Below are 14,805 nucleotides of genomic sequence, written 5' to 3'. Positions count from 1 at the left end.
GCCGCAAATAATTCAGTGTTATTTGCGGCTTTTTTGTGCATAATATGCGAGAATGTGCGCTTTTGTTATTTCTTTTAATTTTTTATCTTTTTTTAAGCTGCATTTTGACACTATAACAAACATATTTGCGTTTTAAATAACCGTCTACTCATTAAAAACTTTGTTAATTGATGCAACGTTTTATATTGAGCGATGGTCATAAAAAAGGTACAAATCACTCATTTATCGGTGTCGAATATTTTTTTCTTAATTTCTTAATAAAAATTAACAAAAATTTTATTTAATGCCAAAAATGTGTATTTTGTACACGCTTAATAACCAGTAAACTGCCATTTATGAATCTAAGACTGCTTGCCAGGCCCATTTTGATGGGAGCCTTCGCTTGTCTGTTTGCCATCTTCTCGCATGCGCAAACGAAAACAGTTACCGGAAAGGTAACTGACTCAAAAGACGGATCACCACTTGCGGGTGCATCTGTAGTAGCTAAAGGAACTTCAACAGGTACCCAAACGGGTGCAGATGGTTCCTACAAATTAACCGTTCCTTCTTCAACAAAAACTTTAGTGATTTCATTCGCTGGTTTTGGTAATGTAGAAGTGAATGTTTCTGCATCAAACACTGCCGATGCTAAATTAACATCAACCGCTGATGCGTTAAGTGATGTTGTGGTAATTGGTTATGGTGCTAGAAAATCAAAAGACGTAACAGGATCTGTTGCGCGTGTTACGGAGAAAGACTTTAACAAAGGTCAAATTGCTTCTCCAGATCAGTTGTTGCAAGGCCGTACACCAGGTGTGTTGGTTACTCCATCTACCGGTGAACCAGGTGCTGCTGCAACAATCAATATCAGAGGTACAGGATCTATCAGTGGTGCACAAGAGCCATTATATGTAATTGACGGAGTTCCGTTGATTCAAGGTGGTACATTGAATTCTTCTGGTGGTGTTGTAGGTGGATCTACTCCAAAAAATCCATTGATTTTCTTAAACCCGAATGATATTGAAAGTATCACTGTATTAAAAGATGCATCTGCTGCTGCGATCTACGGATCTAGAGGTGCAAACGGTGTTATCTTAATCACTACCAAACAAGGTAGAGGTGGAAAAGCTGGCGTATTTAATTTTGGAGCAACTACTAGCTTAGCAAATACACAGCGTCGTTATGACTTAATGAATGCACAAGACTTTTTGTTGGCTGCTAAAAAAGCAAACATTGATGGTGGTTCAGATCCAGTTGCTGCAGGTGAAGCGGTTAGAGGAATTGACAATGGTGCAAACACCGATTGGCAAGACCAAATTTTCCGTCAAGCTATTTCTCAGAATTACAATTTAAGCTGGGCTTATAGTAATAAAGGTACTACTGCTCGTTTAAGTGCTTCTTACGATGATCAACAAGGTATTGTAAGAAACAGCGGATTAAAGCGTATAACTGCTCGTGCTAACTTAGGACAAAAATTATTCAATGATAAACTGAAGTTAGAAGCAAATATTACCTATTCTAACACAAAGAACCAATATGCTCCATTGTCTAACAATGCGGGTTACCAAGGTTCTTTATTGGGTGCTGCTTTACAATTCAATCCAACTAATCCTATTTATAATAGGGATGGATCATTCTTCCAACCAGGTGATCAGCGTAACCCAGTTCAAATGCTAGCTTATATGGATGATCGTGATTTTGTGAACAGATTCTTAACTAACTTATCTGCCACTTATCAAATCACTCCAAGCTTATCTTATAGAGCTGTGCTTGGTTTAGATAATTCTACCTCTGAGCGTACTGCTTTTTTTGATCCTCGTTTGGGTACAAATGCCTACGGTGGAACTATCAACGTATTTGGTAGAGATTACCAAAATCCAATTCAAGGAAATGGTCGTGGAACTAGACAAAATCTAGAAACCAAGTCTACTTTGATTGAACATTATTTTACTTATGATAAGACATTTAACAATGTACATGCAATCAATGCAGTGGCAGGTTATTCTTATCAGAGTTTCCAAAATAACTATAGTGCGAGATTTGGATGGGGATTAAACACACCAGTTGTTGCTCCAACCGATGTTTTCGTAAAAGACTTTAGTAAGTTTAGAAATTTTGCAAACTTTCTTCCTGGTTTTGACAGAAACGAATTACAGTCTGTATTTGCTCGTGTAAACTATACTTACAACGATAAGTATTTCTTCACCGCTACTGTAAGATCTGACGGATCTTCTAAGTTTGGTTCTAACAATCGTTACGGAACTTTCCCTGCATTTGCTTTCAAATGGAGAGTATTAGAAGAGTCTTGGGCTAAGAATACATTAGGTAAGTTATTTAGTGACTTCAATATCAGAGCCAACTATGGTATTTTGGGTAGCCAAGATAACCTAGGTTCTTATGCTGCATTAAATCTACAACAAACATTTGACGTAGGTAATGGTCCAGTTACTCGTTTCATTCAGCAAGGTAATCCTAATCTAAGATGGGAAGAAGTGGCTACAACTGGTGTAGGAGTAGACTTCACTACTAAGAATGGTCGTTTATCTGCAACGGTAGATTACTATAAGAACGAACGTACCAATATGTTGTTCTTTGCTCCAACTCCTGGTGGATTTGCACCTCAATCTAACTGGTGGATTAACTTACCTGGTAATGTAACCAACAAAGGCTGGGAATTTAGTGTTAACTACAAAGTAGTGAAAGGAAACAAATTCAATTGGGATATTAATGCGAACTTAACTACTGTTAGCAATAATGTAACTGGATTACCATCAGCTATTAATACTGGTCAAGTAGATGGACAAGGTTTAACAGGTGCTTTTGCACAAACCTTAACCAATGGTTCTCCAATCTTTACTTGGTCAATGCCTGTTTTCCAAGGATTTGATGGTAACGGTAACGCACGTTATGCAGCAGGTGCTGCTAACCAATTGGTTGGTACTGCATTGCCTAAAATGTTTGCTGGTTTAACCAACAACTTTTCTTATGGCAGATGGAATTTAAGTGTATTCTTAAATGCGGTAACCGGACATTATGTTTACAACAATACTGCGAATGCGTTGTTCTTAAAAGGAAGCTTACGTAACGCACATAATGTAACCAATGCTGTAGGTAACGGTCCTGAGAATCCATTTAACCCAGGTTCTGTTTCAACAAGGTTCTTAGAAAAGGGAGACTTTATTCGTTTAGCGAATTTGAACTTAAGTTATGCATTTGACATTAAGAGCGGAAAAGCAATTAAAACTTTAACTGCTTTTGCATCTGGCCAAAACTTAGCATTGTTCAGCAAATACTCTGGTATTGATCCAGAAGTAAACGTAGACAAGAATATTGGTGGAATTCCTTCTCGTGGATTTGATTACACTCAGTATCCAAGACCAATGGTTATTACTGTAGGTGTTAACGTAGGGTTTTAATATAGAAAAACAAAAACATTGATCAATATGAAAAATTTAATAAAAAGCTACATTTTACCTGCTGCGGCAGTAAGTGTACTTGCGATCACGTCTTGTTCCAAGCTTGATCCAAAGTTGGAGGCACCAAACTCCATCGCTCCAAACCAAGCGAGTGGTGCTCCTTCAGCCCCTTCAATTGCTGCGGTTTATGAGCAGTTAAACCAATTAACCGGTGGCCAGGGTAACTGGTTTGGATTGCAAGAGCATTCCACCGATGAAATCATGGGACCAACACGTGGTACCGACTGGGACGATTTTGGTACATGGCGTCGTTTACACCTTCATACTTGGGGTCCTGACCATAACCAAATCAACGATACTTGGAATGGTTTAAATGGTGCATTGTTTCAAACCACTTTGATTGCTGAAACCAAAACTGGTTTAGAAAAAGCAGAAGGACAGTTCTTAAGAGCTTATTTCCGTTTCTTGGTATGCGATATTTATGGTCAAGTACAATCAAGACCTGCTACTGCAGCTGCAAATGCAATTCCTGATGTTTTAACCAGATCTGCTGCTATTGATGCAATCATTGCAGAATTAGAAGCTGCAGTTCCTGCATTACCTGCTTACAATGGAGGTAATCGCGGACAGGCAACTAAAGAAGCTGCATGGGCTTTATTAGCGAAAGCTTACTTAAACAAAGCTGTTTATAAGCAAGATCCTACTAAGCCAGCTGGTCCTTATACTTTTGCTGCTGCAGATATGAATAAGGTAATTGAGTATTGCAACTTAATTGCGGCTAATACCAACTTGTCTATTGATTCTTACTACTGGGATAACTTTAAGTGGGACAATGGTACAGCATCTTCAGAGAACATTTTTGTTCGTAAACCAGGTGGTGATGCAAGAGCTGGAAATGGTGCAAACCTAGTATGGCAAACTTGCCAAAGCTGGCACTATAACCAACGTCCATCAAGCTGGAATGGTTTCGTTACATTGGCTCAATTCTACGATAGCTTCGAAGGTAACGACGTTCGTAGGAGCGATACCTTGGCTGGATACACTAATAGAGTGGGGCCAACTGCTGGTCTATTGGTAGGTCAAGCTCGTGGTCCGGTAAAACCAGGTAACCCTAAAGAGCCAGGAGAAGTTGGTGATCCAATTGGCAACTTGTTTGATAGAAGTGGTAACCCATTGGTTTTTACTCGTAACGCATCTATCTTCTTTAATGGTGAAGCAAGTGGTATTCGTGTAAATAAATTTCCTCTCAATCCAAACGAAATCAATGGTGGTGGATGGGGAAGTGCTAACGAGTTTCCTTTCTTCCGTTTCTCTGATGTTCGCTTAATGAAAGCGGAAGCTTTATTAAGAGGTGGTACAACAGGTGCTAACGGCGAAACAGCTTTATCAATTGTGAACGATTTGCGTTCTAAGCGTAGAACAACTGCTCTAGCAGCTGTAACTCTTCCTGCATTGTTAGCTGAAAGAGGTCGTGAATTGTATTTGGAAGGTCACAGAAGAACTGACATGATTCGTTTTGGTGTATTCAACGCTCCTGTTGAAGAAAGACCAAATGCATCTGATGCATACAAAGTGGTTTATCCAATTCCAACCATTTCATTGTCTTCTAACCCTAACTTGAAGCAAAACTTCGGATACTAAAATCTTCGGTTTTTTGATACTAATCCCTCCAAGTCTGAAAAGATTCGGAGGGATTTTTTTTGGCCAAATTTAAATGTTCTTAAAGGGTAGGGTAAGAGTTTGATTCTGTATTTTAGCGTATGCGTATGAAAAAAATAGCTGTATTGTTTGTGGCGTTGGTATTGTTGGGTGCTTGTAAATACAAGCAAAAAGAAACCTTATTTGAAGAAGTGAAAACCAATATTCAGTTTACGAATACGTTAACTGAGTCAGATGCATTTAATGTATTTAAGTACCGTAATTTTTATAATGGAGGAGGTGTTGCAACCGGTGATTTAAATAATGATGGATTGCCTGAAGTTTTTTTTACTGCCAATCAAAGTGCCAACAAATTATATTTAAATAAAGGCAATTTCGAATTTGAAGACATTACGCAAAAAGCGGGAATTACCTATGATGGAGAGTGGAGTACAGGAGTAGTTTTTGTAGACATCAATGCAGATGGCTGGTTAGATATTTATGTTTGCAATGCTGGTAATATGTTGCAAAAAGCGAAGCGAAAAAATAAACTCTACCTCAATAATAAAAACAACACATTCACAGAATCTGCGGCGAGTTATGGTCTAGACAATGATGGTTATTCAACGCAGGCTAGCTTTTTTGATTATGATTTAGATGGAGACCTAGATTGTTTTTTGGTTAATAATAGCCCTATTCCTGTGAATACCCTTAATTACGCCAATATGCGTAGTATTCCAGACGCACAAGCACCTTTTGCTGAGTTCTTAAAAGGTGGGGGAGACCATTTGTATAAAAATGAAAATGGCAAATACATAGAAGTTACAAAGGAAGCAGGAATCTATGGTAGTATTATCAGCTTCGGTTTAGGGGTAACTGTGGGAGATGTTAATTTAGATGGATATCCAGATGTATATGTTTCTAATGATTTTTTCGAAAAAGATTATTTGTACATCAATCAAAAGAATGGAACATTTAAAGATGAACTTTCTAGTAGAACGCAACATATTAGTTTCTCCTCAATGGGAGCAGATTTGCAAGACATCAACAACGATGGTAAGCCAGATATTTTTACCACGGATATGTTGCCAGGTGACGATTATAGACTAAAGACTAATACCTCATTTGAAAGCTATGATGTTTTTATGCTTAAGAAAAACCAAGACTTTTTTAATCAGTTTACTCAAAATGCCTTGCAAGTAAATAATGGGGAAGGAAAGTTCTTAGAAACAGCTTTTTACAGTGGGGTAGCAGCTAGTGATTGGAGTTGGGGGGCTTTAATGTTTGATGCAGATAATGATGGGTTAGCTGATATTTTAGTTTGTAATGGAATTTACAGAGACGTTACCGATCAAGATTTCATTGATTTTTTTGCCAACGATGTAGTGAATCAAATGGTGTTAAATGGCAAGAAAGAACAAGTGAATACTGTAATAGATAAAATGCCTTCTGTACCTATTCCAAATAGTATGTTTAAGAATAGAGGGGATCTTAAATTCTCAAATGAAAGTACTAACTGGGGGTTAGATAAACCTAGTTTTTCCAATGGAGCTGCTTATGCAGATTTAGACAATGATGGCGATTTAGATTTAGTTATTAATAATGTTAATCAGCCTGCTACGATTTATAAGAATAAAAGTCGCGAACAAAATAAAGAACAATTTATTGCGGTTTCTTTAACCTATAGCAATCCTAATCCTTTTGCAATTGGTAGTACCATTAAAGTATTCCAAGGCAACCAAATCATAACCAGAGAATTAATACCGAGTAAGGGTTTTCAAAGTTCTGTAGAATATAAACAAACGATTGGCTTAGGTAAAAATCTCCCAGATTCTATGCAAATTATTTGGCCGAATAGGTCTACCACTACCCTTTTAAAGCCAGGTGTTAATCAATTGCATAAAATCGTTTATGATGCAAAAACAGCTAAGCCTTTCCGACTTAGTGATGCAAAGCCCGCAGTTCCTTTATTACAGCAAACTACAGTAGAATTAGTAAAACATACCGAAGACGATCAAGTAGATTTTTATATCGAAAGGAATATTCCATTCATGTTGAGTAAGTTGGGTCCTAAAGCTGCGGCTGCTGATTTAAACGGGGATGGATTAGAAGACTTATTTATTGGAGGTGCCAATGGACAAGCCAGCCAATTATACTTTCAAACAAAAACAGGGTTCAAGCTTCAAATAGTAGATGATTTTAATAAATATAAATTCAATGATGTAACTGCTGCTTTTTTCTTTGATGCAGATGAAGATGGAGATCAAGATTTATTTGTAGGAGGCGGCGGAAACACTGCGCCTGCTAATTCAGACTTATATCAGAATCAACTTTATATCAATAATAGCAAGGGTGGATTTTCCTTAAAACCTGGTGCGTTTCTAATCAGTCATACCAATTGTGGTATAGCAATTCCATTGGATTATGATTCGGATGGAAAGATGGATATTTTTATTGGAAGTAGAAGTGAGCCACAACAATATGGAATTGCACCGAAGAGTTTTTTATACCACAACGAGGGGAATGGTATTTTTAAAGAAGTAAGCGCGACTGTTGCACCCTTCTTAAGTAATTTGGGTATGATTACTGGAGCGGTTTATGCAAATGTTTTTGGAAATGATCAGCCAGAGTTGGTAGTGACAGGAGAGTGGATGTATCCTCATGTTTACCATTTTAATGGGAAAAAATTTATTGAAGAAAAAACTGGATTAGAAAACCAACTAGGATGGTGGCAAACGCTTGTTGCTGCTGATATAGATAAAGATGGAGACCAGGATTTAGTCTTTGGAAATTTAGGAGAGAATTTTTATTTGCGCGCAAGTAAAGATGCTCCAGTAAAAGTCTTTTTAAAAGATTTTGACAAAAACGGTACCATCGAAAAAATATTTAGTCATACGCTGAATGGAAAAGATATGCCTGTGTTTTTAAAGAAGGATATAACCGAACAATTACCTGCCCTTAAAAAAGAAAATTTAAAGCACCAAGATTTTGCACCCAAAACAATGCAAGAATTATTTCCAAATACACTATCGGATGCAAGGGTTCTTTCAGTTAACACAGGTGCTTCAATCATAGCAGTCAATAATTCAAACAAAGGGTTCACCATACAGGCACTTCCTTATCAATTACAGTTATCCAGTATTCAGTCGATGGTGGTAGAAGACATGAATGGGGATGGTCATGTAGATATTTTAGCAGCGGGTAACTTTTTTGATTTATTACCACAGTTTTGTAGCATTGATGCTTCTTATGGAAACCTCTTGTTAGGGAATGGGAAGGGTGGTTTTTCTGTTGCAAGTCCGCAACAATCTGGTGTAAGTATTAATGGACAAATCAAACAGATTTTGCCATTGCGTTTCAATAATCAGTTGGGTTATTTATTCATGCAGAATAACGAGTATCCAGTATATTTTCGAAAAACCGGTGCAGTAAAAAAATAGGGACTATGAAGTATTTGAATCGTTACATTTTATTACTGGTTGTACTCGTTTCATGTAAAAGTAAACAGGAAAACAGTTTGTTTACTCCGATTGAATCGGCTAAAACAGGCTTAAACTTCACTAATACATTAATCCCCACAACAGACTTTAATTTATTCTCTTACATGTACTATTATAATGGTGCAGGGGTAGGAGCGGGAGACTTCAACAAGGATGGAAAAGTGGATTTATTTTTCGCAGCTAATCAACAATCTAATCGCCTTTTTTTGAATAAAGGCGAAATGCAATTTGAAGATATAACCAAACTTTCGGGAATTCCAGCAGATAGCGCATGGAGTACGGGGGTCTCAATTGTTGACATCAACAATGATGGCTTACTAGATATCTATATTTGTCGTGTAGGCAATTACAAAGTGTTAAAGGGAAAAAATCAATTATTGGTATGCACCAAAATTGACGAAAATGGGATACCCCATTACGAAGATCAGGCTACTCAATACGGATTAGATTTTTCTGGCTTTAGCACACAAGCTGCATTTTTAGATTATGATGGCGATGGAGATCTTGATCTGTTTTTATTAAATCACTCTGTGAATCATGATGGAAATTATGCTCCAAGAAAAAATTTCGAAAATACATTTGACTCACTGGCAGGACAAAAATTTTATCGCAACGATACCAAGTTGAGTACTGCTGGAACTGTTACAGGACGTTTTACAGATATCACCCGAACGGTTGGAATCAATGGGTCTAAAATCGGGTATGGATTGGGTGTTGCAGTGGCTGATATCAACTTAGATGGATGGCCAGATATCTATGTAGGGAACGATTTTCATGAGAATGATTATTTGTATATCAATAACCAGAAAGGACAGTTTGAAGAGAAGGGAAGAACACAACTCATGCATACCAGTCAATTTACCATGGGGGTAGATATAGCAGATGCAAATAATGATGGACTCCCAGAAATTGTTTCGATGGACATGCTGCCCTATGAATCTTATATGCTCAGAAGGTCCTTGTCTGAAGACGATTACAATATTTTCCAGAACAAATTGGCATTTGGATATACGTATCAATATGCAAGAAATAATTTGCAATATAATCGAGGCAATAATCGCTTTAGTGAAGTAGGGCAATACGCAGGTATTCATGCGACCGATTGGAGTTGGGCATCGTTGTGGATGGATTTTAATAACGATGGTAATAAAGACTTATTTGTTTCGAACGGAATACCCAAAAGAATGAACGATATTGATTATATCAATTTTGTTTCTGGAGAAGCCTTACAGGAAAAACTAAAAAACAATAGTTTAGAAAGCAAAGACTTGACTTTGATAAATCAGTTTCCAGAAATTAAAATACCGAATCAATTTTTCTTAAATAAAGGGGCATTCAGTTTTAATAATATCAGTAGTAATATTCAAAATAATCCAAATAGTTTTTCTAATGGTGCGGTATACGCCGACTTAGATAACGATGGTGATTTAGATATTGTTGTCAATAATATCAACGACCCCGTACTGGTTTACCAGAATAATACCAATACGGATAGTGCAGCAAAAAATTATGCAAGTATCATTTTAGAAGGATCACCACAAAATCGTTTTGCGGTTGGAGCAAAGCTGTTGGTTTACGCTAAAGACCAAGTTTACACACAGGAACAATTTCCAGTTCATGGTTTTTTATCGAGTATGCAAATTCCTTTAATCGTTGGGTTGGATCAAATCAAACCAGATTCGGCAATACTTATTTGGCCTGATCAAAGTTTTGAAAGAATTCAGTTGAATGCGGGGCACACACAAAAAATTGTTTACCAAAGCGGGCTACCAAAATATCGTTTTGAAAAAAACACATCTCAACAACAAAACCTTGCACCTACTTATTTTGAAGATATTACCCTTTCAACACAGCTGAATTATTTGCATAAAGAAAATCCTTTTAATGAATTTGATCGCGAACCGCTGATACCATATATGGTTTCTGCAGAAGGCCCTGCCTTGGCTGTTGCAGATATTAACGGAGATGGACTGGAAGACGTTTTTGTAGGGGCTTCAAAAACCTTTCATAATGCGGTATATGTTCAAACAAAGAATGGAATATTCAAACCAATGCCACAGCCTGCATTATTGCAAGATTCTATGTGGGAAAATACAGATGCGATTTGGGTAGACGTCAATAAAGATGGAGCAAAAGATTTGGTAATTGCCAGTGGGGGAAATGAATATTACGGTGAAGACCCACATCTATTGCCTCTATTGTATCTAAATGATGGGAAAGGTAATTTGGCTAGAAAATTAGATGCATTCACCGCTATCTACACAACTCAAAGTAAGATTATAGCAGATGATATTAATGGGGATGGACATATCGATTTATTTATTGCAGGTAGGGTAGAGCCATGGAAAAACGGGATAGCTCCAAGAAGTTATTTATTGCAGAACGATGGAAAAGGAAAATTCAATGATGTCACTATTAGCTTTTCAAAAGAGCTGATGAATCCTGGTATGGTAACTGATGCCCATTTTGTAGATTTAAATCAAGATGGAAAAAAAGACCTCTTATTAAGCAGTGCTTGGGGAACAATTGATGCGTATTATAAGAAAGGTCAAACTTATTCTAAACAGACACTTTTAAATCAAAACGGTTGGTGGCAATCACTAACAATAACTGATGTTAATGGTGATGGAACTCAAGATATTATTGCCGGAAATTTTGGCTTAAATAGCCGATTAAAAGCAAGTGAAGCCGAGCCAGTTACTATGTATCTAAATGATTTTGATAATAATGGAAGGACTGAGCAAGTGATCACTTATTATTTAAATGGAAAAGAAATACCTTTTGCCAGTAAAATTCAATTAGAAAAATCTTTGCCTGTATTAAAAAAGAAATTTCTTTATGCAGCAGATTTTGCAAATGCCACATTGGATCAACTATTTGAAAAAGAGAAATTGAATAAAGCAATTCAATTAAAAGCAACACAATTTGCGAACAGCGTTTTAATCAGTAAGGGTAAGGGTAATTTTGAACCAATTGCAATGCCTGCAAATGCACAACTTAGCAATTATCGGGTAGCAATTCCTTTTAAAGATCCTACACAAAGCAGACCCATGCATTTATTGTTAGGCAATTTTGGATACAATAATATTGAAATAGGAAAACAAGATGCTGATTTTGGCACAGTGCTCCAATGGCCAACCAACGGTTCAGCAAAAGCTAATTTATTAGGATCATTATTGGTTGAAGGTGAAGTTAGAAATGCCACTCCAATAAGAATTGGAAACCAATCTTGTTGGATTTTAGCTAAAAACAATGGCCCCCTTCAAGTACTCAAAACTAAGTAAACCTAACTTGTCTTTAACATTGATGGTATTCAATTATTGAAATACAGGATAATTAATGGTAGTTCTCCATTTTGTGCTGTCCCGAACGGTTCTCCTATTGGTAATTAATCGCTCAAATGAAATGGCAGGACTGGTTTTGCGATGGTCTTGAACATAATTTTTTACTGCATCATTGCATTGACGAATTACATTTTTATCTCCAGTTACTTCGCAAACTACTATATTGCCAAGCATCATATTTTTTAGCATGAACTTACCATTGGAGGGAATATCTCTTTCAGTAGCAACCGCAACCATTGCGGTATAATTAATAGAGTCTTCCTTAAAAACATTTAGAATGGGATAGTTTACAATTTTCACTTCAACTCCATCAATAAATTCATTCACTTCGTCTATGAGCGCATAAATTTCATCAGTAGTTGGTTCGTGATCATAAGTTTGTTTTGCAGAAACATAAGAGGAATTAGGAACTTTTTGCATTTGGATAGGGAAACCGTAAACTTTCTCAACATCTGAAAAATAGTCTTGCATTTGGTAAAGTAATCTTTTGCAATCATTTTCAACGCCATTTAATGATAGGAACTGTTTAAAGCGTAGCAATGGATTGTAAGAAATCTTCATTACCGTTTTTAAAGTGAAACTACTCTTGGCATTGTAGTCGGCTATAAAAGAAAAATCAAGGTCTACTTCAATTCCTTTATTATTCATGGTTGCTTTAAATCCATTCATTAAAACCTTGTGAATCGTGATAGTTGATTCATAATAAGTATAAACACTGTCGTTCACTTTAGTGCCTGGAAACCATTTAGCCCAATCTTTTTGACTAGTTACCACTCTAGTGATGGCGTCAACCGGCATTTGAACAGAAATGGTTTCGGTTGTAGGTTTTTCAGTAGGAAGTAAATAGGAAATGGTCAAAAAAAGCAAAATCGGCACTATTATGTATAATCCTTTTTTCATATTCTTTTTGTTGTATTTGGTACGACTAAAAACAAAAATAAAATATTTTAAATGTAAAAAATTAAAACTATTTTTATTGTGTTGAAGAAGGGTTTCACCATATTATCCTTGTGTTTGCTACTCTTTAGCTGGGGCGGATACAACCTGCTGCTTAGTTATTTAGAAACCAAATCAGATCAGGATTTCCAGACCAGTCTATTTCAAGACGAATACGACGAAGCTAGTTTAATTCATTTAAAGATAGCTGCAAGTACTCCATATGGTCCAAACTCTGCCACATTTGAGAGTGCAACAGGCGATATTGACATCAATGGGGTTACTTATCATTTTGTGAAGCGTCGATTTTTTAAAGATTCATTAGAATTACTCTGCGTACCCAATATTGATAAGATTAGCATTCGTAATGCAAGAGATCAATTTTTAAGTCTAGCTGCTAATTTTAATAGCAGTAGTAATAATGATCAGTCATCCAATCAGCAACCTATACATAAGTTCTCATTGTCCGACTTTACAGGTGACCATTGCTTTACCTGGCAGTTTCGTGATGGAGACATTCCTAAAGCCTTTCAATTGAGCAACCCAATGTTTGCTTTAGCTGATTATACCTCATTTTTAGAGCGTCCGCCTCAAGCCTAATGCTGGCATATTAAGCATCCATTTATTTACTTTTTAATTAATTTTCTATGTTAAAGCGCTTGGCGGTGCTTGGCTTTCTTGTTATAGCCTTGATTTCATGCAATAATAATACTGAGTATAAAAACTTTTTGCACAATCCAATCTTATTTAGCAAAACCGTTCATGAGTTGAATACAGTGGTTATGGGAAATAATTTTCCACCCATGGTTGCATCTCGAAATTATGCGTATGCGGCGATAGCTGCTTATGAAGTAATGGCAGCAAGTAATGTTAGCCAATACCATTCTTTAGGCGGTCAATTGAACGGGCTGCCCGAACTAAAACTACCTGCTTCTTCACCTGATACCGATTGGAAATTAGCTGCATTATTGGCTTATGCTAAAGTAGGGGAGTCAGTAACCTTTCCAGAGGGAAGCATGCAAGTTTATACAGACAGTATTATGGAGTTGGCTAGAAAACAAGGTCTTCCGTCAAAGGTGGAAAAAGCTTCTAAATTGCTTGCGGATAGTGTAAGTGCAGCCATCATCAGGTGGAGCAAAAAAGACAATTATTTAGAAACCAGAGGGGCCGAAAAATACACTGTCACTAAAGAACCAGGAAGATGGGTTCCCACCCCACCAATGTACGCTTCTGCAGCAGAACCACATTGGATGGAAATAAGAACTATGGTAATTGATAGCGCTAGTATATATGAACCCGCGCCACCACCAGCTTTTAATATAAAAGATAAGAACAGTAAATATTATCAAGAAGTAATTGCCATCAAAAATGCGATTGATAGTTTAACACCTGAACAAAAACATATAGCTGAATTTTGGGACGACAATCCATTCAAAATGAATGTAACGGGGCATGTAATGTTTGGTAGTAAAAAGTTCTCACCTCCGGGACATTGGATGAGTGTAGTCGGAATTGCTGCAAAGCAAGCAAAAAGTGATTACGCTGAAACCATTTACGCAACCACTAAAACAGCTATCGCATTATTTGATGCATTTATACAATGCTGGTATGTTAAGTACAAGTACAATACAGTACGTCCGGAAACAGTGATTAATCAATACATTGATATCAACTGGAGACCCTATTTGCAAACACCTGCATTTCCAGAATATACTTGTGGACATTCAACCATTTCTTCTGCAGCAGCAGAAGCATTGACCAGTGTATATGGAGATAATTTCGCTTATACAGATTCAACTGAATTAGAATTTGGTATTGCCAATAGAAGTTTCAAATCATTCCGACACGCGGCTGAAGAAAACAATTGGGCCAGATTTTACGGTGGATTACATTTTCACAATTCTTGTATCATCAGTACTGATATAGGACAAAAAGTGGGTAAGCATATTGCGACCAAACTGAAGATGAAAAAGTAACTATCATTTATTTATT

General features: G+C 36.8%; 7 protein-coding genes. 6 read left to right on the top strand and 1 reads right to left on the bottom strand.

Annotated elements, in window-relative coordinates:
- Positions 1-335 precede the first annotated feature (335 nt).
- The 4 genes from ACTIEI_RS00685 (at position 336) to ACTIEI_RS00670 (ending at position 11,817) form a co-directional block, all read left to right on the top strand.
- On the top strand, positions 336-3,395 hold the full coding sequence (locus tag ACTIEI_RS00685) for a SusC/RagA family TonB-linked outer membrane protein (RefSeq protein ID WP_439504348.1): 3,060 nt from the start codon (positions 336-338) through the stop codon (positions 3,393-3,395).
- 27 nt (positions 3,396-3,422) lie between these two features.
- Entirely contained in the window at positions 3,423-5,036 is a 1,614-nt protein-coding gene (locus tag ACTIEI_RS00680; RefSeq protein ID WP_439504347.1) for a RagB/SusD family nutrient uptake outer membrane protein, read from the top strand.
- Positions 5,037-5,161: 125 nt separating this feature from the next.
- Positions 5,162-8,473, top strand: coding sequence for a VCBS repeat-containing protein (locus tag ACTIEI_RS00675; protein WP_439504346.1), 3,312 nt, complete (start codon positions 5,162-5,164; stop codon positions 8,471-8,473).
- 5 nt (positions 8,474-8,478) lie between these two features.
- Positions 8,479-11,817, top strand: coding sequence for a VCBS repeat-containing protein (locus ACTIEI_RS00670; RefSeq protein ID WP_439504345.1), 3,339 nt, complete (start codon positions 8,479-8,481; stop codon positions 11,815-11,817).
- A gap of 33 nt (positions 11,818-11,850) precedes the next feature.
- Here ACTIEI_RS00670 and ACTIEI_RS00665 read toward each other — a convergent pair whose 3' ends face one another.
- Entirely contained in the window at positions 11,851-12,777 is a 927-nt protein-coding gene (locus ACTIEI_RS00665; protein WP_439504344.1) for a hypothetical protein, read from the bottom strand.
- A gap of 78 nt (positions 12,778-12,855) precedes the next feature.
- Between ACTIEI_RS00665 and ACTIEI_RS00660 the strand changes: the two genes are divergently transcribed.
- Together ACTIEI_RS00660 and ACTIEI_RS00655 are read left to right on the top strand one after the other, a co-directional pair.
- Positions 12,856-13,413 (top strand): hypothetical protein, encoded by a 558-nt coding sequence (locus tag ACTIEI_RS00660; protein WP_439504343.1) that lies wholly within the window; start codon positions 12,856-12,858, stop codon positions 13,411-13,413.
- Between the two features lie 47 nt (positions 13,414-13,460).
- Entirely contained in the window at positions 13,461-14,789 is a 1,329-nt protein-coding gene (locus ACTIEI_RS00655) for a vanadium-dependent haloperoxidase (protein ID WP_439504342.1), read from the top strand.
- The last annotated feature ends 16 nt before the right edge of the window (positions 14,790-14,805 follow it).

Origin of the sequence: Sediminibacterium sp. (genome assembly GCF_051860225.1) — a bacterium.
Taxonomy (GTDB): domain Bacteria; phylum Bacteroidota; class Bacteroidia; order Chitinophagales; family Chitinophagaceae; genus Sediminibacterium.
Note: the sequence above shows the minus strand (reverse complement) of the source record. Positions and strands in the feature narration are given on the sequence as shown.